19 protein-coding genes are annotated in these 18698 nt (G+C 44.5%); 8 read left to right on the top strand and 11 right to left on the bottom strand.

Annotation, left to right across the window (positions count from 1 at the left end; genetic code table 11):
• The first annotated feature begins 10 nt into the window (after nucleotides 1-10).
• Nucleotides 11-1282, top strand: coding sequence for a DUF1254 domain-containing protein (locus HW45_RS14305; protein ID WP_038227584.1), 1272 nt, complete (start codon nucleotides 11-13; stop codon nucleotides 1280-1282).
• A gap of 83 nt (nucleotides 1283-1365) precedes the next feature.
• Here the strand turns inward: HW45_RS14305 and HW45_RS14300 are convergent, their stop codons facing one another.
• From HW45_RS14300 to HW45_RS14280, 5 genes are all read right to left on the bottom strand, one after another.
• On the bottom strand, nucleotides 1366-2304 hold the full coding sequence (locus HW45_RS14300) for a LysR family transcriptional regulator (protein ID WP_051868089.1): 939 nt from the start codon (nucleotides 2302-2304) through the stop codon (nucleotides 1366-1368).
• A gap of 117 nt (nucleotides 2305-2421) precedes the next feature.
• Nucleotides 2422-2985: an HdeD family acid-resistance protein gene (locus HW45_RS14295; protein ID WP_038227583.1), complete on the bottom strand. Its 564-nt coding sequence runs from the start codon at nucleotides 2983-2985 to the stop codon at nucleotides 2422-2424.
• Between the two features lie 63 nt (nucleotides 2986-3048).
• Nucleotides 3049-3666, bottom strand: coding sequence for a protein-methionine-sulfoxide reductase heme-binding subunit MsrQ (gene msrQ, locus HW45_RS14290; RefSeq protein WP_031493394.1), 618 nt, complete (start codon nucleotides 3664-3666; stop codon nucleotides 3049-3051).
• Nucleotides 3663-4667 (bottom strand): protein-methionine-sulfoxide reductase catalytic subunit MsrP, encoded by a 1005-nt coding sequence (msrP, locus tag HW45_RS14285; RefSeq protein ID WP_038227582.1) that lies wholly within the window; start codon nucleotides 4665-4667, stop codon nucleotides 3663-3665. Before msrP ends, msrQ begins: the two co-directional genes overlap by 4 nt.
• Nucleotides 4668-4828: 161 nt before the next feature.
• On the bottom strand, nucleotides 4829-5326 hold the full coding sequence (locus tag HW45_RS14280; RefSeq protein WP_038227581.1) for a GlcG/HbpS family heme-binding protein: 498 nt from the start codon (nucleotides 5324-5326) through the stop codon (nucleotides 4829-4831).
• A 164-nt stretch (nucleotides 5327-5490) separates the two neighbouring features.
• On the opposite strand from HW45_RS14280, the gene HW45_RS14275 reads away from it, so the two are divergent.
• Together HW45_RS14275 and HW45_RS14270 are read left to right on the top strand one after the other, a co-directional pair.
• Nucleotides 5491-6165, top strand: coding sequence for a response regulator transcription factor (locus tag HW45_RS14275; protein WP_038227579.1), 675 nt, complete (start codon nucleotides 5491-5493; stop codon nucleotides 6163-6165).
• On the top strand, nucleotides 6149-7531 hold the full coding sequence (locus HW45_RS14270; RefSeq protein WP_038227578.1) for a sensor histidine kinase: 1383 nt from the start codon (nucleotides 6149-6151) through the stop codon (nucleotides 7529-7531). Before HW45_RS14275 ends, HW45_RS14270 begins: the two co-directional genes overlap by 17 nt.
• A gap of 143 nt (nucleotides 7532-7674) precedes the next feature.
• Here HW45_RS14270 and HW45_RS14265 read toward each other — a convergent pair whose 3' ends face one another.
• Complete coding sequence (locus HW45_RS14265) at nucleotides 7675-8106, bottom strand: GNAT family N-acetyltransferase (RefSeq protein ID WP_038227577.1); 432 nt, start codon at nucleotides 8104-8106, stop codon at nucleotides 7675-7677.
• A 251-nt stretch (nucleotides 8107-8357) separates the two neighbouring features.
• On the opposite strand from HW45_RS14265, the gene ahpC (HW45_RS14260) reads away from it, so the two are divergent.
• A complete protein-coding gene (ahpC, locus tag HW45_RS14260) occupies nucleotides 8358-8915 on the top strand; it encodes an alkyl hydroperoxide reductase subunit C (RefSeq protein WP_006069782.1) in 558 nt (185 codons plus the stop codon).
• A gap of 114 nt (nucleotides 8916-9029) precedes the next feature.
• On the opposite strand, the gene HW45_RS14255 is transcribed toward ahpC (HW45_RS14260), so the two are convergent.
• Nucleotides 9030-9737: an ArsR/SmtB family transcription factor gene (locus HW45_RS14255; RefSeq protein WP_081875824.1), complete on the bottom strand. Its 708-nt coding sequence runs from the start codon at nucleotides 9735-9737 to the stop codon at nucleotides 9030-9032.
• A gap of 87 nt (nucleotides 9738-9824) precedes the next feature.
• Nucleotides 9825-10169 (bottom strand): antibiotic biosynthesis monooxygenase family protein, encoded by a 345-nt coding sequence (locus tag HW45_RS14250; protein ID WP_038227576.1) that lies wholly within the window; start codon nucleotides 10167-10169, stop codon nucleotides 9825-9827.
• Nucleotides 10170-10545: 376 nt separating this feature from the next.
• On the opposite strand from HW45_RS14250, the gene HW45_RS14245 reads away from it, so the two are divergent.
• The gene (locus tag HW45_RS14245) at nucleotides 10546-11748 is read left to right on the top strand and encodes an alpha/beta hydrolase (RefSeq protein ID WP_038227574.1); all 1203 of its coding nucleotides are present in this window, start codon (nucleotides 10546-10548) and stop codon (nucleotides 11746-11748) included.
• 216 nt (nucleotides 11749-11964) lie between these two features.
• Here HW45_RS14245 and HW45_RS14240 read toward each other — a convergent pair whose 3' ends face one another.
• Nucleotides 11965-12459 (bottom strand): YcxB family protein, encoded by a 495-nt coding sequence (locus HW45_RS14240; RefSeq protein ID WP_038227573.1) that lies wholly within the window; start codon nucleotides 12457-12459, stop codon nucleotides 11965-11967.
• Between the two features lie 276 nt (nucleotides 12460-12735).
• Between HW45_RS14240 and ahpC (HW45_RS14235) the strand changes: the two genes are divergently transcribed.
• Complete coding sequence (ahpC, locus tag HW45_RS14235; protein WP_006069782.1) at nucleotides 12736-13293, top strand: alkyl hydroperoxide reductase subunit C; 558 nt, start codon at nucleotides 12736-12738, stop codon at nucleotides 13291-13293.
• 211 nt (nucleotides 13294-13504) lie between these two features.
• A complete protein-coding gene (ahpF, locus tag HW45_RS14230) occupies nucleotides 13505-15097 on the top strand; it encodes an alkyl hydroperoxide reductase subunit F (protein ID WP_038227572.1) in 1593 nt (530 codons plus the stop codon).
• Nucleotides 15098-15157: 60 nt separating this feature from the next.
• On the opposite strand, the gene HW45_RS14225 is transcribed toward ahpF, so the two are convergent.
• Entirely contained in the window at nucleotides 15158-16129 is a 972-nt protein-coding gene (locus HW45_RS14225; protein WP_038227571.1) for a hypothetical protein, read from the bottom strand.
• Complete coding sequence (locus HW45_RS14220) at nucleotides 16126-17454, bottom strand: sphingomyelin phosphodiesterase (RefSeq protein ID WP_038227570.1); 1329 nt, start codon at nucleotides 17452-17454, stop codon at nucleotides 16126-16128. The genes HW45_RS14225 and HW45_RS14220 overlap by 4 nt, the downstream gene beginning before the upstream one ends.
• Before the next feature lie 310 nt (nucleotides 17455-17764).
• On the opposite strand from HW45_RS14220, the gene HW45_RS14215 reads away from it, so the two are divergent.
• Nucleotides 17765-18697 (top strand): esterase/lipase family protein, encoded by a 933-nt coding sequence (locus HW45_RS14215; protein ID WP_051868086.1) that lies wholly within the window; start codon nucleotides 17765-17767, stop codon nucleotides 18695-18697.
• Nucleotide 18698: the final 1 nt, after the last annotated feature.

Genomic DNA, 18698 nt, shown 5'->3' with positions numbered 1-18698 from the left:
AGGTACGACGATGAAAAAAACAACACTCTCTTTATTAGTAGCATCCTTGTCTTTCGGCTCTCTGGTCAGCGCCGCAGATACCACTCCTACGAACGCAGAACTTACGGGTCAACGTGTCTACCATCATATGGAAAATATGGTCGCGTTTATGGAGCAAAATGGAGTGAATACTTTTGAGTTCCCAGGGTTGGCAGACCACACATGGGATGTCATTACCCCTGCACTGGACCATATTTATGGCAAAGCGATGTTAGACGTGACAGCTGGTCCTGTGGAGTTGACGGTTCCTCCTCGTGAATCAGAGCGTTACGCATCTCTGCACTTGGTGGATGCGGAGCACTTCTCGGTTTATCACGAAGTGACACCAGAGGTTGGCGGTACTTATCTAATCGTACGAGAAGGCGCTGACTATACGATTCCACAAGGCGATTATATCGATACGATTACGGTGAAAGACGACCTTATTTTCTCTTTCATTCGTGTCCAGACATTTGAGTATCGCGATAGTGGAGTTGCCGATACTTGGCGTAAACAGATTGAGGTTAACAACCTTGCGCCGAAGTCTGAGATTGCGTTGCCAGACCGCAACAATATTCATGCTGTAATCAAGTTTGCCGATGAGATTTCAGATGGTTGGGCACAAACGCACACTAATATGCAAACCATTATTTCCGATGACAGCTTTGATAAACAAAGGCTTAATGAGGTTCGCGATTACGTACACGAACTAGGAACATCTGGCTTGGTGGTGAATAACTTATCCGGTTTTGAGCACCCAGGACATGCTGATGACCTTGCTGATGAGCGACGTCGTTCGCTGTTGACTCATTTAGGTCACTTAGGCTTCCCTGCTGAGCACGCTTATTATGAGCTAATTCCAATGACGCCTGAAGGTAAGCAGTTGAATGGCTCAGAAGATTTTGTGTTGACTATGCCTCATGACCAAGCGGTGGGTAAGTTCTGGTCGGTAACACGCTATTCTGATGAGACGCGCTTACCGCTGGACCCAGCGACGATAGGTGGGTCTGACCGTCAAGTATGGGCTGGTGGCAATACTACGCCAGACGACGAAGGAAATGTCACCATTACTTTCTCAAGCGACAACCCTGAAAATGGGACTTATTGGATGCCAGTGGTCGATGGAGAGGACTATTACTTTGTGGTCCGCTATTACCTACCTCAAGCGGGTCTAGCTGGTAATACTGCTCAAAGTATTATCTACAAGGGAACCGAGCTGGAAAGTTTGATGGTTCCTAAAGCGACGTTTAACTATGGTAATTAACTGAGCGTTCAACCACGCTGATACTTTTGCCCCACTGTCAATGAGCTAGTTACGGAAATTAGTTCGCAGTGGGGTTTGTGGTATTAATGCTCTTGCTCAGTCTTTTCCTGCTGTTCAAATACGGTGCGAACTTCGCTATATAACCATTTCACCAATGGCGCATTGGAGAGTTTGCTTGGAATCAAGGCACCAATATCACTGCCTAGTTGGTGTTCTTTATGAGCTGAGAAGAACTGAGTCCCTTGCGGTAAATCAGCATCAAAAATGTCGACACAAGGCAAGATCGAGTCGGTTTGAGCAACGACATGTAGGCAGATACTGAGTTGGTCCGCTCTAAGCCCGACTTGCGGCGTAATTCCGACTTCTCGCAGTTTGGTTTCAATCAAGTTCTCTTTCTTATTGAAGTCAGGAAGCTGAAGCAATGCGAGTGGATATTGTCCAATATCTTGTGTGGTTCTTTGTGTTTCAAGGACTGGATGCCCGTCTCGACAAATTAGCTTGAAATAGCAATGAGTCAGCTTTTTCTGTATCACCTGTTTGGAGATATCTAGAGGTAAGTAATTGATGCCAATATGAAGGCGTGCAAGCTTAAGATCGTGCTCGGTATCTTGCCCCCAGTTGATGATTTTGAGCGTAGCGTTAGGCAGCAAAGGACGAAGGTGGTGATACAGGCGCCTAGATACTGGTCTGTATAGAGTGGTATTGATGGCGATGCTAATGTCACCGGTATACAACGCTGGATTGAATTGTTGATTTCGAGAGAATAGATCTTCTAATAGCTCGAACAGAGCAGGCAGCTTTTCCAGCAGCTCCAAACAATAGGGTGTGGGTTCTAATCCATACTGCTTGCGGATAAACAGCTCATCGGCAAACTCTTCCCTGAGCTTTTTAAGCTGCTTGCTGACCGCAGGCTGTGATAAAAACATGCGGTCGGCAGCGCGTTTGGTGTTGCGTTCTTCACCAAGGACTTTCAGTAGCTTTAGTGTATTAAAGTCTAGCCTTCTTAATAGGTTATCATCCATCTTGGCTGGTATCCCGCGTCATGTGTATTCACTCAATACTACAATGTCATAAGTAACTCGACCAGCTTAACCTAGACCATGTAAAGCTATAATCCTCTCGCAATTTCGTTTCCAGTGTTAGTTGTTTAGCTGTTTTAACTTCATACCTAAAAAGACAAAACTGACTCCTTCAATTAGCAAAGAAATACCAATGAAAGTACCCAGTAATGAAGTGGAGAAAGCGGGGTCTTCAAGTAACGTGAAGAAGTAACCACCGATGATGACGGACAGAAGTCCACTGAAAATGATGAGGCCACTACTTGGAAGGCTGCGGTTGGCGAGCCCGAAGAAGATTCGTGTCAGTCCGTTTAATATCATCACCAACACCATCAACATAGTAATGGTGACCAGCCCTGCAAGTGGTTTAAATAAGATAAATAAACCGCCGATTATGTAGAGTACCGCGCTTAAGACATACCACAGCTTTTGTCCCCACGCATTTATCGAAAAGGTGTGATAAGCCTGCACAAGCCCACTAAACAAGAGTACGGCACCGATAATGGTTGAGATGGTGACACCAGCAAATACAGGTAACGCCATCGCTCCAATACCTGCTAGGGAAACGACGATGCCTACAGTAACAAAATACTTCCATCCTTTTGAAAGGAATTGAGCTTGTGGGGATTGGTTTGAATCTACCATTGAGCGCCTCTTAGATTAATGCCTTGGTTGCATATTCAGCTTAGTCTAAGAATCGTCAATCGCTCAACTGGATAGCATTTTTCGAAACACTCGTTGTTTCAATGTCTTCCAACGGGCGAGAAGTAGACCTATAGCGATTACGATGTAGATAGTAGGCTCAGCCACTTCTGACTTTACCGACCAGTAAAAGTGAATCGGTGCCAAGATGGCAGCTAAATAGACCCAATTATGCAGTTTCTGCCATCTTGCGCCCATTTTACGTTGTATTGCTTGAGTGGATGTAACCGCTAGCAGCAACAAAATCACCCACACTGCCGCTCCGACGGTGAGATATGGACGTTTAACGATCTCAGAGGCCAATAAGCTCCAATCCAATCCTAAGTCTAGCGTCGCGAAGGCAACCAAATGGAGCACTGCCCAAAAGAAGCTGTACAGTCCCAATAGCCGTCTTACGCGAAGAAGCAAACCTTGTTTAGTCCATTTTGCCAAAGGAGAAACCAGCAGAGTAATAAACAAGGTATTCAACGCGCTAATACCAGTGTAATGGATGATGCCTTGTACCGGATCGCCACCTAAGTTATCGGTATTAATAGCAATGACAAGCAGTGCTAAAAATGCCAATGATATAGCGTGGATGACGACTTTTAGCGCGATGATCGTTTTTGGCGTTAGCTTTCTCAATAGAACTTCCTCAGATCCATATTCTTGTATAGATGCGCCACTTCTTCTTCATAGCCGTTGAACATTAGGGTTGGCTGCCTGCGTGTACTGAGGACACTACCTTCTCCGATGAAACGCTCACTGGCTTGACTCCAACGCGGGTGGTCGACATTAGGATTCACATTGGCGTAAAAACCATACTCATTAGGAGCCAGACGATTCCACGTTGTTGGTGGCTCTTGGTCGGTGAGACGAATACGAACAATCGATTTGATGCTCTTAAATCCATACTTCCATGGCACAACAAGTCGAAGCGGGGCACCATTTTGTGGGGCGAGTGTTTTGCCATATAAACCAACCGAGATCAGAGTTAGAGGGTTCATGGCCTCATCAAGGCGAAGTCCTTCGACATAAGGGTATTCAATGCTACTAAATGAACCTTGAGCCGGGAACTGTTTGGGGTCGTAGAGGGTTTCAAAAGCAACATATTTGGCACCGCTTTTGGGGTCGGCCATTTTAATGATGTCTGCAAGTGGAAAACCAATCCAAGGAATGTTCATTGACCATGCTTCAACGCAGCGAAGGCGATAGATGCGTTCTTCTAACGTGAATTTACTAAATATGTCGTCATAGTCGAGTTTCATTGGGTTGTTGACCAGCCCGCCGATTTCTACGGTCCAAGGGTCTGCCACAAACTCCGACGAGTTCTTCGCAGGGTCGGATTTATCAGTACCAAACTCATAGAAGTTATTGTACTTCAGAACCTTACTTTCTGGCGTTAACGAAAGGTCGGCTTGGTATTGTTGTGGTTTAGTGGCTTTGAGATCAATTCGACTATCAGTGACGGGTTTCTCATCGGAAGAAAAGATATCCAGTATGCCCGCTTGGGCATTAGCCGCGATAGGCATGCCGACGACAGCAATACCGAGCTTCTTTAGTATGTCTCGACGCTCTTTGTAGACAGACTCTGGCGTTGCTTCGTTTTCAGACAGAGCCCAGCGATGATTCTTTTTGATCCACATAATCTTCCCCGAGTGTGATTCACGTTTTAGTAAACAGCAAATTGGTGATACGTTGATTAGAGCAGACCGTAGCAATGTCGATTCTCTTTCATAAAAATCAAAAAAACACGCATTCATAACAAAATGCGTGTTCTAAAGGCTGTGGTTATAACTGATTATTTTCAGAAGAACTTTTTAATGGCTTTTTCGGCACATGCGACATCCAGGTGACCTCCTGGTGCGCCTCCAACACCGATCGCACCAATCATTGCGCTGTTAACTTGAACGGGTACACCGCCTGCTAAGAACAGCAGATTATCGTCCATATTTTGTAGCGGTTGCATGATAGGTTTGTCAGCTATCAGCTTCATTAAGTTACCTGACGGTTGTTTCATACTCGCCACTGTGAAGGCTTTTTTACGTGAGCTATCCAGTGTGTGGATCCCAGCACCATCAGAACGAAGCTGAGCAATCACATTCCCTGATAGGTCGACAACAGTCGCGGAGACTTTATAGCCATCGGCTTCGCATTGATTTACCGCTTCATGAGCCAGTTCGAATGCCGCTTTTGATGAAATTTGAGTGATTGATACTGTTTGTGCATCTGAGGCCAGCGCGTTGTTAGAAAGGCTCAGAAAACCAAGGGTTGCAGCGAATACAGTCAGTGTTGTCGTTTTCATGTTTACTCCGTTAATAGCGTGTTTTTATTCAACGAGTTCATAGTAACCAACGGAGGATTGCGACAGGCTTTCTAGAACATTACAAAGTTGTAATCTTGGTTATATTCGAGAAAGGATATTGATAAAGTATATTCAGACCAAGGTTAAGAGGTACATGGACGTTAATGAAAATTCTACTGATCGAAGACGATAGCCATATCGCGAAATTTCTAGTGAATGGCTTTCAGCAAGAAGGAATCACGGTAACGCATTCAACAGATGGTGTAGACGGATTGTACGAAGCCGTTACCGCAGACTTTGATGTCATTATTCTCGACATTATGCTACCTAAAAAAGACGGCTTTGAAGTGTTGGCGGAGCTGCGAGGACAAGGACATGCTACCCCAGTCATCATATTGAGTGCCAAGCATTCTGTAGAAGAGCGGGTGCAAGGACTGCAATCGGGTGCGGATGACTACTTAGTTAAACCATTTGCTTTTCCTGAACTACTCGCTCGGTGTCAAACCTTGATGCGCCGGGGCAAGCCACCTTCGCCTCAAGCATTAGAACTGAATTATGGCCCTCTTAATTTGGATTTACTGAAGCATACTTTGCAAAGGGAACAGCAAAATATCGCCATCAATCAACGTGAGTTCATGTTGATGAAGTTACTGTTGGAAAACCCAGAAACCGTCATGTCGAAAACTGCCATTCTTGAACATGTGTGGGGGCATCAATTTGACCCACAAACTAACGTTGTGGATGTGTTAGTTTGCCGATTGCGCAGCAAAGTGGATAAAGGCTTCGCGACACCATTAATACATACACTGAGAGGTGTCGGTTATGTCCTCAAGTCATAGTATTGAACAAGCTCTTGCGGGTACGCAGCGACATCTTTTGGTGCGCTTTATGGCGACCTTACTGCTGTGTTTATTACTGGTGGAGCTAATTGTAGGCGCGATATTTTTCTACGATCTGTTTCAAACAGAAAAGAAGATTCTAACGTCCATGTCGACCGAGTATCAGCGTATTTTGACCTACGATTCGAGTGACCGTTTAATCCATGTTTTAGAAGCCAACCCTCACCGACTGGTCGACAACAACATCGCTGCCTATTGGGCGCAAGACAATTCGTCTCGACCAACGTTTGTAGCGGGTGATAAAAATGTTGTGCTTAATCTGCCCTTTGCTGACTATCAGATTGATGAGAGTCGTTCTTGGTTTGATACCTTTATTGTCAATCCGTATATGACCTTAAGCATCAAAGGGGAGCAACAGCAGTTTTGGTTGGTTCTGGACAATCGTGCCAGAGACTATATCGCATACAACCAATGGTTAATGACATTCTATGCACTGATTGCATTGGTGATAGTGACGACTGTTTTCACTCGTAAAATCATCCAAAGTGCCATGTCGCCGTTAGTGACATTTGGAGACCTGTTAGACAGGCTAAAAAAAGGACAGCTAGAGTTCGCAGAACCAGAGCCAGAGATTGGCCAAGGACTTACGGTTATTAGCTCTAGTGTTCACTCTGCCGTGGCCAAATTACAGCATGTCACCACCACGTTAAACACAACGGTAGACGCTATCGCACACGATATACGTACGCCGCTATCGCGAATTACTCTCGCGTCTCAAAGTGCGTTGCTGAATAACGCTGATCCGCAAGCAATGCGTGATGCTTTGGCCGATTGTGCAGAGCATGCCATGCAGGCCAGCAATATGTTGACCGCATTAATGAAACTAAACGATGAAGTGACCGGAAAGCGCCAGCCACAAAAGGTGGGTACTCAAGTGTCCGAAGTGATTTCCAAGGTAGTAAGCTGGTACGACGATGTGGCGGAAGATAAACAGATTCAGTTAGTCAGTGACATTGCCGATGGGCTTATTATCCAGTCCGATCCGGATAAACTGACTCAAGTACTGGTTAACCTTGTTGACAATGCGATCAAGTATACCGAAACCGGTGGCCGTGTGACGATTAAAGCGGAACAAAGCTCGAACATTAAGGCGAAGATAAGTATTCAAGACACCGGTATTGGCATTGACCCCAAATACCAAGATCTTATTTTTGAGCGACTTTATCGAGTGGATAGTAGCCGAAGCAACATCGAGGGTTATGGTCTTGGCTTATCGTTGGCACTTGCTATGGTGGAGAATCTTGAAGGACAGTTGATGGTGAAATCAGAATGTGGTGTAGGTAGTACGTTCACGATTTTGTTGTGATTTTCCCTGACCATGTAATATGCAAGCAACCCTGTGGGGAGCGAGATCATAAGAACCAATACGGAAATGCCCAAAGTTATTAGCTTTGGGCATTTCTTCTGGCATTTTGTCAATCACGGACAAGGTTTTACGTACCGAGATGATTACAACGTCATATGCAGAATTGGGAAAGGTTTTCCCGTCTCATCAAGAGATGATCGAGAGCTGATCTTAAAGCCCATGTGTTGGTAAAAGCCAACAGCACTAGGGTTTTGTTCATTAACGTCTACTTTGTTTGCTCCTAGTTTTTCTATTGCGTATCGCAAGAGTACTGTGCCAGTACCTTGTCCACGCTGTTGGTCTAGGACAAACAACATTTCGATCTTATTCTCATGAACACCAACAAAACCAACAATTGCTCCTTTGGTATTCTTAACACATTTCAATGTTACCGCAGGGAATGCTTGCTCGATAATGATGGGTTTAAAAAACTCAATATCTTGTTCTGTTATAAAGTCATGAGTCGCTCGGACAGAATTTTCCCAAACATCAAGCAGTTCAGCGTAATCTTTGGGAAGCACATTTTCGACAATCATAGAGTTCTCTCTGATTAGATTGATTAATTGACTGATGAAGTGTGCAGCCGCTCGGGGATTGTAGCAGTTAATTCCTTATTAAACACACCGCTTTAAGCGAAGTGTTACCACCAAGCCCCTTTGATAGATTTTACCAATTGAATAGATAGGAAAGGACGAATTCTCAAATATGCTCTCGCATTGCAATATAAACCCATCAGCGCAGGACAGCGCCAATCCGAATTACAAGACCATATTGAGAGAGTAAAATTATGATCAACACGACTATTAAGCCATTTTCAGCAACTGCATTCAAACAGGGCGAATTCGTAGAAATCACAGAGCAAGACGTGAAAGGTAAGTGGGCTGTATTCTTCTTCTACCCAGCAGACTTTACTTTCGTTTGCCCAACAGAGCTTGGTGATCTTGCAGACCACTACGCAGAGCTTCAAGAGCGCGGTGTAGAAGTTTACTCAGTATCAACAGACACTCACTTCACTCACAAAGCATGGCACGACAGCTCAGATACTATCGGTAAAATCAACTACTACATGGTTGGCGATCAAACGGGTACTATCACTAATAACTTCGGTGTAATGCGTGAAGGTCAAGGTCTAGCAGACCGCGCGACTTTCCTAGTTGACCCAGAAGGTGTTATCCAAGCAATGGAAATCACTGCAGAAGGTATTGGTCGCGACGCAGAAGACCTAATGCGTAAAGTGAAAGCAGCGCAATACGTAGCGGCTAACCCAGGTGAAGTTTGCCCAGCGAAATGGAAAGAAGGTGAAGAGACTCTAGCACCATCTCTAGACCTAGTTGGCAAAATCTAAGTCATACAAGCCTTAGCTTAAACGGAATATCGGGTCCGTGTTGCATGCCCCAATATCGCATAGCGAATTGGGGCATGTTTTTATTTAGCTTTTATGATGAATACCAGCGCAGAGTCATATGCTGATGGAAAAATGCCGTTTAAGTTCCTGACGGCCTTTAGGTGTAATTATCACCTCTCTGTATCCGAGAACTCTTTCAATCCAGCCATTGTTTTCTAAAAATTCGAGGATAGAGGCGCCTAAGTAGCCGCCTAGATGAAATGTCCTCTCACTCCAGTCTAAACATGGACAACATTTTTTCCGCTTAGTTTTGGCATCGACGGTAATACCAAGTTTCAGAAACTTCTCTTTACCTTGTAGGGTTAGGTCGCTTCCATCACTTTCGAGCCAATGGTTTGATATTAGGCAGTTGTATAGTCTTACTGCTACGTCTCCGGCTAAATGGTCATAACAAGTTCTTGCTTTCAAGAGCTCTTTTGGGATTTTCGAACGCGCAGGGTTGTTGGGTTGAAAAGTAATATTCATCATACTTTCCAGTAATGAAGCAATGTCACTGCTATAAAGGCGAAAGTACCGGTGTCGACCTTGGGATAAACAAGTGACAACATTGGCTTTCATTAGACGAGCTAGATGTGAGCTGGTTGTAGATGGAGAAATGTCAGCGACGGCACTTAACTCTGTCGCAGTCCAGGCTCGCCCGTCCATAAGAGCACATAGTATATTCATCCTTGAAACATCAGACATGGCAGCAGCTAATGCTGCCATATTGGCCTCTTGGCCGTGGACTTTAGGTTCACTAAAAAACGGATCTTGTTTACTCACGTATGGGTTACCTACGCTGTTCTGACCTAGACGGTCACTGTATAGCGACTACGGATGACTATCAAATGTTTAAGACCAATTAGTACGTTATCCATGAGTGTGAACGCTATCTGCAGGCGCTTCGGCGCGTTGATTCATACCATAGTCTCTGACGACACCTGCCACTCTTAGTCGATAGTTTTCAAATATGGTGTTACGTCCTTCGGATTGTGCAAATCGGTGGGATTCTAAAGCACGCCACTCTTGAATAGACCCTTCATCTTTCCAAAATGACAAAGAAAGGACTTTTCCTTCATTGGTTAGGCTTTGAAAGCGTTCAACTGAAATAAACCCTTTCATTTCAGATAGTAATGGTTTTAGATTATTAGCAATATCTAAGTACTCGTCAGACTTGCCTTTGGCAATTTGAACTTCGAAGATCACAGCAATCATGGTTTATTCTCGTTAATCTGATTGGATTGATGCGTTTATTGTAACGACAAAATTTATGGATACTTCGTTGGGTGTCGAAATGTGATCGTCGAAACTGCCATGCTTCAATGTCAAACAAGAATGCCGAGAGGGTACCCTTTAAGAGTTAGTGCTCTCAGAGACACCGTAAATGATCACCTCACTCTGCGTTTACCATGCTGGCAAGTATTTGAAGTTGCTTGTCATCGACTAATACAAGCGGTGATGTAAATTCAGTGTGTCTACGGTACTTTCCACATACTGTTTGAATTGAGAGTCATATATCGACGTTTTTTCGACATTCATAGGAATACTCTACATGTATTGAATTAATCCACTGACATGAAAAGAGTATGGTATGAAAAAGAAACATCTCTCCCTAAGCGTATTACTAGGCCTAATGACATTGTCGACACTGGCTTTTGCAACTACTTCAAACAACATTGACGCACATAAGAAATTCCGAGGAGAACAAGCTCTTGAAGTAGACCAATCACAATGGTTTCGAGAGCTAAGAATGGAAAATTGGACTCACGTTGTACCCGAGCAAGACATACGAGATACGTTAGTTAAGATTGATTCGGGTGAACCGCTGCGCGATTTCATCAACACAAACGAAGCGGGTCACTGGACATATGAATTCGCTCAAGCTGCTGATGATTATGCAAACTCAGCAAGTGATTATGAGTCGTATCGTAAGGCATCCATGATGTACTTAATTGCTTCATACCCAAACCACATGACAGAGCACGAACACGAAGCCATAGAGCTATCGGTTGATATGTATCTTAAAGCAGAAGCATTGAGCCCTACTATTGATGTAGAGCGCGTGGAGATGCCGCTCACGACTAAAGGTTCGATCACGGGTTTATTACATATCCCAAAAGGTGCCGAGAAGCCCGGCGTTATCCTTTACACAGGAGGGATCGATAAAATTCTGACTGAACACCGTGATGCAATTGATACCCTTTTGAGGCAAGGCTTTGCTGTGCTGACTTTTGATATTCCTGGTGGCGGCTTGAACAACAACATCATTATTGAGCTGGGTAAAGAAGATCAGGCCCACCAAGCGGCATTAGCGTACGTTAAATCTGATTCAAGGCTGGATAGCAACAATGTCGGAGCGCTGAGTTCATCGGGTGGTGGCGTTCCATTGATGACATTCATTCTCAACACTCCACAACTCAAAGCGGGTGTTGCTCGCTGTGCTGTAGTGACTGATGTACTGACAGATACGCAGGTATTTCACCACGCCCCTCTCATGTCATCGATGTCTTACGGTTATCGAATTGGTGTCAAAGACGTCAGTGATCTTAATTCTTACGGACAATGGACGATTCCATTAGCACTTATGACTAAAGGCTTTAAATCTAATGAAACCGATGTTCCTGTATTGGCGATTAATACCAAAGATGACATGGTGAACCCGCCGGAAGAAATGAGGTATACAGCAGGGCTTTCAACAAGAGGTGAAGTGGCGTACTTCGGTAACTCAGGTCACTGCCCGGATGGAGCAGAAGCTGAGTTGGCGATTACTAACTTTTTCCTTAGGTACATGTAAGATAACTAAACTTAGGCAGCTTTGTTGAGATTACAGCTTTGTTGAGACGACATAGTGCCTTAGTTCTATTGCTCTAAAGTTGCCGTCATCCAAACTCTCAGTGATAGGATGCGGCCACTTTAACTAAATGACTGCCTGTCCTAACACGCTTAACTGACTGGAAATGACGCCCCTGTTCATTTCCATTTCATCGCACCTATCCTATGTACATCGATGCTAGTTCATTTTTGATTCTGAGTGTTGCTCGATCATAAAGTCAATCACTTCATCATTTAAGCAAGATTTACTGACGTATTGGCGTTGTTTGCCTATATGAAGGATAAAACCCAAATCGCTTTGTTCAAGCTGATCAATATCATTCCAAGTGATGTTTCGGGTGTTCTTGCCGCTTTTATAACTCATACCGTCAGAGTTAATCTTAAGTTGCACTTTACCGCCAGAACTCGTACTGAGTGTTTGCCTCCACAACCACCAAGTTCTTTTAAAATAAACACTTAAAGCTTCAATAATACTCAAGACAATAAAGAACCAACCCACGTAACCACTTGGAAGCAGCTCAAATTTTACGAGTACTACACCAAAAATTAGAAAAAGCATCCCTTTATAATAAGCTTTTGGAAATGTAGCGGGGTGGCTAGTTTGATCAAAGCATTCCGCAAAAAAGGTCTTGTCGAGCGTGTATTCTGTAGTGAAATCATAATCTTTAGACATAGGCAGTTACTTTGGACCTTTCTGTGAGTGAGTATTTCATGCTACGGCCGGGCAGCGAGAGTATTGTATCGCTTAACGGTGTGTTGTTTTAATTGTTTTTGCCCCTCTTCGTCTCTACCTACTTTTTAATCAAGAAAGTGTTTTGATAGGAAACCCCTATCAAATAGATAGGAAAGGACGAATTTTCAAAAACACGCTCTCATTGCAATATATATATACATCGGCGCAGGACAGTGCCAAAACAAACAACACGAACACTTTGAGAGAGTAATCACTATGATCAACACAACTATCAAGCCATTTTCAGCAACTGCATTCAAACAGGGCGAATTCGTAGAAATTACAGAGCAAGATGTAAAAGGTAAGTGGGCAGTATTTTTCTTCTACCCAGCAGATTTTACATTCGTATGCCCAACTGAGCTTGGTGATTTAGCTGACCATTACGCAGAGCTTCAAGAGCGCGGTGTTGAAGTTTACTCAGTATCCACAGACACGCACTTCACTCACAAAGCGTGGCACGACAGCTCAGACACTATCGGCAAAATCAACTACTACATGGTTGGTGACCAAACAGGCACTATCACTAACAACTTCGGTGTGATGCGTGAAGGTCAAGGTCTAGCAGACCGCGCGACGTTCCTAGTTGATCCAGAAGGCGTCATCCAAGCAATGGAAATCACTGCAGAAGGCATCGGCCGTGACGCAGAAGACCTAATGCGTAAAGTGAAAGCAGCACAATACGTAGCGGCTAACCCAGGTGAAGTTTGCCCAGCGAAATGGAAAGAAGGTGAAGAAACACTAGCGCCATCTCTAGACCTAGTTGGCAAAATCTAAGCTAGTCACACTCTAGCTTAAGCGGAATATCGAGTCCGTGTTGCACGCCCCGTCGTCACTTTTATTGCTTCTACCATTGGCAGGTAAAAGTGGGGGCGTGCACCCTTAAACCATCATTTTAGTGAATAACCAAACATCAAAAGGGTCCCCTTTTATTTTTCCCTTTTTAATTCCTTCTGATGTTAAGCAGTCTTATAGAATAGGTATCAGTATGTTAGATCAAGCAATGAAGCAGCAGCTAAAAGCGTATTTAGAAAACGTAAAAACCCAAGTTCAATTAGTTCTCAGCCTTGATGACAGTGATACTGCGAGCAAGATCGAATCTCTTGCTAACGACATAGCATCACTTAGCAGCAAAATTGACGTCGTTCGCGACGACGCAGCAAGCCCTCGCAAGCCAGTCATGCGCGTTATTAACCCAGAGAAGGGCACCGCTATTGGTTTTGCCGGTCTGCCAATGGGTCACGAATTTACGTCACTTGTGCTAGCGCTACTGCACACAGGTGGCCACCCAATCAAGCTAGAAGCGGAAACCATTGAGCAAATCGCAGAGCTGAACTCACCGCTAGATGTCGAGATTTTTATCTCTCTATCATGCCAGAACTGTCCAGAGGTAGTTCAAGCCTTCAACATGATGGCGGCAATTAACCCGCTGGTAAACGTCACTATGATCGACGGTGCAGCGTTCCAAGAGGAAGTGAAGCAGCGCGACATCATGGCAGTACCAAGCGTGTTCATTAACGGTGAACTATTCGGTCAAGGCCGCATGTCACTGAATGAAATCCTAAACAAAGTAGACACAGGTGCAGCGGAGAAAAAAGCTAATCAGTTAAATGAAACAGCACCGTTTGATGTTCTTGTCGTGGGCGGCGGCCCTGCGGGCTCTTCAGCGGCTATCTATGCAGCTCGTAAAGGTATTCGCACTGGTGTGGTTGCTGACCGTTTCGGTGGTCAGGTGATGGACACCATGGCAATAGAGAACTTTATTTCAGTGAAAGCGACCACAGGTCCTAAGCTGGTGGCAAGCCTTGAAGAGCACGTTAAAGAGTACGGCGTTGAAGTCATCACTGAGCAGCGTGCTGCAAACATCATCGATTCAGAAGATACCGATGACGGTTACACCCACGTAGTACTAGAAAGCGGCGCAGTACTAAAAGCTCGCTCTGTGATCACAAGTACTGGTGCTCGCTGGCGTGAAATGAACGTACCGGGTGAACAAGAATATCGTAACAAAGGTGTGGCGTACTGCCCTCACTGCGATGGTCCGCTATTTAAAGGTAAACGTACCGCGGTTATCGGTGGTGGTAACTCTGGTATTGAAGCAGCCATTGACCTTGCGGGTATTGTGGAGCACGTAACGGTTCTGGAGTTTGCTGATACACTTCGCGCTGACCAAGTACTTATCGACAAAGCGAATAGCATGGCGAATATCGACATCATCACGATGGCACAAACCACAGAAGTTCTGGGTGATGGTACGCGTGTTACTGGTCTTGAGTACAAAGATCGCAATACGGATGAAATCAAGCATATTGAACTTGCTGGCATCTTCGTACAAATCGGCCTAGTTCCTAATAGTGAATGGTTGAAAGGGACAAAAGTTGAGTTGTCACCTCGCGGAGAAATTGAAGTAGACGCTCATGGTGCAACCAGCATGAAGGGAGTCTTTGCGGCAGGTGATGTTACCACTGTTCCATACAAGCAAATCATCATCGCAATGGGTGAAGGGGCAAAAGCTAGTTTGGGAGCGTTTGATTTCTTGATTCGTAACCCAGCTCCTGTGAAGCAAGCTGAAACGGCTTAAGGTTAAATAACCTATTTTCATAGCGCTGTTCTCAACTGAGAGCAGCGCTTCTTCGTTTTGTTACTGAGAAAAAAACGCCCGACGAAAATCAGCAACTTGCTGGGCATAGTAGTGTTGCCACTCATCCTGTGATAACCCCGAAAATTGCGTCACTCTTTGTTGTTCAAGGGAAGCTTCTAGGCGCTGTAGTTCACTCTGGTAGTTACTGACGACGGCTTGTTGTTGAGTGACCTGCTGCTGCCGAGTTGCGATCTCTGCACTCTGTTGTGGGGTCAGGAAATGGTGTTCTAGCTCGCTAATCAAAGCGTCACGCTCTGATTCACTGAGATTCTCAGGTACAAGAGCAACAGCCTGTTCAAACTTAGCTTGGTTGCTCACTAGTCCTAATAATTCTGCTCTTTCCTGCCATGTCTGCATCAGGTCTTCAAAATTTTGAATATAATCCTCTGCCGAAATGTACTCTGGAGCTTCCACCTCCAAATGCTTACTCTGAATGGTAAAATCATACAGCGCAAATTCATCTTCAAACATGACGTCAGCCAGTTGACCCCAGACTCTTCTCGCCTCTGCTTTTAATTGTTCGATACGTGCGGCTAATGATATCTGTTCATCAAACAATAAATTGCCGAGCGTTTGTTGCCATTGGTTGTTCAGTTGTTGATAGTTTTCAATAAGATAAAACCGTTCTGGTGAAAGAAATAGAGCTAGATTATCTAGTAACACATCGCAGTTTTCAGCTAGGCTACAACGGCGCCAAAACGACTCGATGTCAGCGATTAAATCGCGACCTCTCGCCTTATTGAAAGCTGCTGCGGTTGCTTGAATGTCGGACTCGCCTTGTTTATTTATTGATGGCATAAACGATGTTTGTTCTACAGGTACTAGAATGTCGGTTGTCGCTGTTTTTGAAATCGTTGAGGTCGTGTCAACGGATGCCGTAGTTTGTTTGATTTGCGGATGGTTGTTGTCGAATGACCACCAAACCGTGCCCACCAAGATGGCGGACACAATGATTAGCGTGAATTTGTTCATGGCTTTATAACAGCCGTAACGGGAAAGTGATCCGAGAGATTATAGTGTTTCCATAGACTCTCATCCGTTGTGCGAGGCACATCAACTCGGTTGTCGTTATACGATTTTGTACCATATTCATTGCTGACCATGACGTAATCGAGATATTCAACATTAGCACCACCTGACAGTGCCCCACCGGCGAAATCATTGATCCGAGGGTCGAATGTTGATGCGGTATAGCCAGAATATTGCGGTTCAGAGACGTTTAGGTTTGTCATCATTTGTTGATAATCATCTGGGAACTTGAGTTTGTTGACATTAAAGTCACCACTGTAGATTACCGCTTCATTTGCTGGGATATCGAGAGATTGGGCTAATGCACGTATTTGTTTGAACTGGCGCTGACGATAATCACGAGCGGTGTCGGTATCAAATGATGCGGTATGTGTTGCAAATACATGATAAGCCTGACCACCTTTAATGACTTCTGCGTAGTTTACTCCTTTATCGGCAAAACAATCGGTTCCGGAGCAATCTGGAAATACGTACTGAGCTTCATTAACGATGGGATAGCGACTAACAATGATGACGCCCCCGTCGTAAATATTGATCCCTTCCTTATCCAACATTTTCGTTTGATAAGGGTATTCTTTGGCAAGCTCTCTTAAGAATGCGTCGCGTCCACTAGCAAACACTTCTTGTAGCGCAAGTACGTCATAACCCTTCACATATTCTGGAATTAGCTCATATCGGTCTCCAATATGAGAGGCGATAGCGGGAAGTGCCCAGATGTTATAGGTCATTAGCTTTAAGTTCTGTTCGTCGTTATCGACCTCTTCATCAAAATGAGCAGGGGTAATGGTGTAGTACAAGTCATCGTAGCGTGCGGTCTTTGCTGATTTGAACGCCAATTCTGTATTGAGACTGCCAAATGAGTTTGTGTTGTGGCGATGAATATTTCGATCATCTTTTAAGGTTAAGTCGACATCGGCAGCGGACATTCCATACTCTATGGTTGAATTGTACCAGTGACCCTCCATCACTTGATTAAGCGATACGCTTTCACCGTGAGGATTCGAGACTATGGTTTCGAAGCGATAAGTCTGATTCGATTTCACGCCTTCCCAACGATTAAAGCTCAGTATCGACTTTGTTTCCCAAGGGGCTAGAACTTGAACATGTTGCTGCCATTCCTCTCCCTCTTCCAGTAAACCAGTGCCTTCATGACTGATCTGGATTGTTAGCGGCTGATCTGAGTTATTGGTTAGGTACACATCAGTGTCTGCCAAGGCTGGCAAGGCGATTAAGCCACTGAGTAAAAGATTCCACTGTGAAAACTTCATCTTATTTATCCATGGTTTGAGTTAGAGTAATGATTCTGATTGATAAATGTTACTCAAGCGTTAAATTTGAATTAAGCAAATAAAACTTGCTCATTTTGTTATTTAATTGTGAACCTGATTCAAAATTGGTGTGATTCGCTAGAATAAACCACGCTATTTCTCCAATTTTTATCATCTTGGGTGTCGCTTTTGGTGTATCTACAGCATATTTTTCGGCATAACTTCACAATTTTGTAACATTATCTTGGCGGGCTAGAATTGTGCAATCTACGCTCAATTACTCATCGGAGGTCTGACAAGGAGGTGTTAAATGAAAGCGTTCTTCACATTCATTTTATGTAGCGTAATCGCATGGAATGCACAGGCGATAAGTTTTTGGTCGAGCAAAGGGTATACCGAAACCAAATACCCAATTGTGCTAGTTCATGGCTTATTTGGTTTTGATTCACTAGCAGGGTTCGATTATTTCTATGGTATCCCTCAAGCATTGAGCAAAAGCGGAGCAAAGGTTTATGTTGCCCAAATCTCGGCGACCAACAGTTCGGAAGTACGGGGTGAACAGCTTCTAGCACAAGTGGAAAATGTCTTGGCGATCACGGGTGCCGACAAAGTAAATCTAATCGGTCATAGCCATGGCGCGCCAACGGCGAGATATGTTGCATCAGTTGCACCGCAAATGGTCGCGTCAGTCACCAGTATTGGAGGCGTGAATAAAGGGTCGAAAGTTGCGGATATAGTGCGAAATACCGTACCGGAAGACTCAGTGTCTGAGGCAATCGCTGTTGAACTGGCTAGTGCACTTACGACGATCATTGGTGTGTTATCTGGAGGTAGTGACTTACCACAAGATGGTTTGAGCTCATTGCAGGCGCTCACCACAGAAGGGTCGCTGGCCTTTAATGAGCATTATCCAGAAGGCGTGCCAAAGTCGTCTTGTGGTGATGGTGAATGGCAAGCTACAAACGGTGTGTACTACTACTCATGGACCGGGACTTCGACTTACACTAATGTGCTAGACCCGGCTGATCCCGCAATGTTTATCCTAGGTTTAACGTTTGATGAACCTAATGATGGATTAGTAGGAAGGTGCAGTACTCATTTAGGTCGAGTCATCCGTGATGATTACAAGATGAACCACCTAGATGAAATCAATGGTCTACTCGGTATCCACCATCTGTTTGAAACGGATCCTAAGACCTTGTATCGACAGCATGCTAACCGTCTGCAGCAACAAGGACTTTAGG

Origin of the sequence: Vibrio sp. ER1A, from assembly GCF_000733315.1 — a bacterium.
Lineage (GTDB): Bacteria > Pseudomonadota > Gammaproteobacteria > Enterobacterales > Vibrionaceae > Vibrio > Vibrio mediterranei.
The sequence above is the reverse complement of the archived record's forward strand: the minus strand, read 5'-3'. Positions and strand labels throughout refer to the sequence as shown.

What these genes read in the sequence shown, in the direction of transcription:
- HW45_RS14245 (WP_038227574.1), top strand. Translation starts at nt 10,546, where the DNA reads ATGAAAAAGAAACATCTCTCCCTAAGCGTATTACTAGGCCTAATGACA.
- ahpC (WP_006069782.1), top strand. Translation starts at nt 8,358, where the DNA reads ATGATCAACACGACTATTAAGCCATTTTCAGCAACTGCATTCAAACAG.
- HW45_RS14305 (WP_038227584.1), top strand. Translation starts at nt 11, where the DNA reads ATGAAAAAAACAACACTCTCTTTATTAGTAGCATCCTTGTCTTTCGGC.
- HW45_RS14270 (WP_038227578.1), top strand. Translation starts at nt 6,149, where the DNA reads ATGTCCTCAAGTCATAGTATTGAACAAGCTCTTGCGGGTACGCAGCGA.
- HW45_RS14280 (WP_038227581.1), bottom strand. Translation starts at nt 5,326, where the DNA reads ATGAAAACGACAACACTGACTGTATTCGCTGCAACCCTTGGTTTTCTG.
- HW45_RS14265 (WP_038227577.1), bottom strand. Translation starts at nt 8,106, where the DNA reads ATGATTGTCGAAAATGTGCTTCCCAAAGATTACGCTGAACTGCTTGAT.
- ahpC (WP_006069782.1), top strand. Translation starts at nt 12,736, where the DNA reads ATGATCAACACAACTATCAAGCCATTTTCAGCAACTGCATTCAAACAG.
- HW45_RS14225 (WP_038227571.1), bottom strand. Translation starts at nt 16,129, where the DNA reads ATGAACAAATTCACGCTAATCATTGTGTCCGCCATCTTGGTGGGCACG.
- HW45_RS14275 (WP_038227579.1), top strand. Translation starts at nt 5,491, where the DNA reads ATGAAAATTCTACTGATCGAAGACGATAGCCATATCGCGAAATTTCTA.
- HW45_RS14295 (WP_038227583.1), bottom strand. Translation starts at nt 2,985, where the DNA reads ATGGTAGATTCAAACCAATCCCCACAAGCTCAATTCCTTTCAAAAGGA.
- HW45_RS14215 (WP_051868086.1), top strand. Translation starts at nt 17,765, where the DNA reads ATGAAAGCGTTCTTCACATTCATTTTATGTAGCGTAATCGCATGGAAT.
- HW45_RS14240 (WP_038227573.1), bottom strand. Translation starts at nt 12,459, where the DNA reads ATGTCTAAAGATTATGATTTCACTACAGAATACACGCTCGACAAGACC.
- HW45_RS14250 (WP_038227576.1), bottom strand. Translation starts at nt 10,169, where the DNA reads ATGATTGCTGTGATCTTCGAAGTTCAAATTGCCAAAGGCAAGTCTGAC.
- ahpF (WP_038227572.1), top strand. Translation starts at nt 13,505, where the DNA reads ATGTTAGATCAAGCAATGAAGCAGCAGCTAAAAGCGTATTTAGAAAAC.
- HW45_RS14300 (WP_051868089.1), bottom strand. Translation starts at nt 2,304, where the DNA reads ATGGATGATAACCTATTAAGAAGGCTAGACTTTAATACACTAAAGCTA.
- HW45_RS14220 (WP_038227570.1), bottom strand. Translation starts at nt 17,454, where the DNA reads ATGAAGTTTTCACAGTGGAATCTTTTACTCAGTGGCTTAATCGCCTTG.
- msrP (WP_038227582.1), bottom strand. Translation starts at nt 4,667, where the DNA reads ATGTGGATCAAAAAGAATCATCGCTGGGCTCTGTCTGAAAACGAAGCA.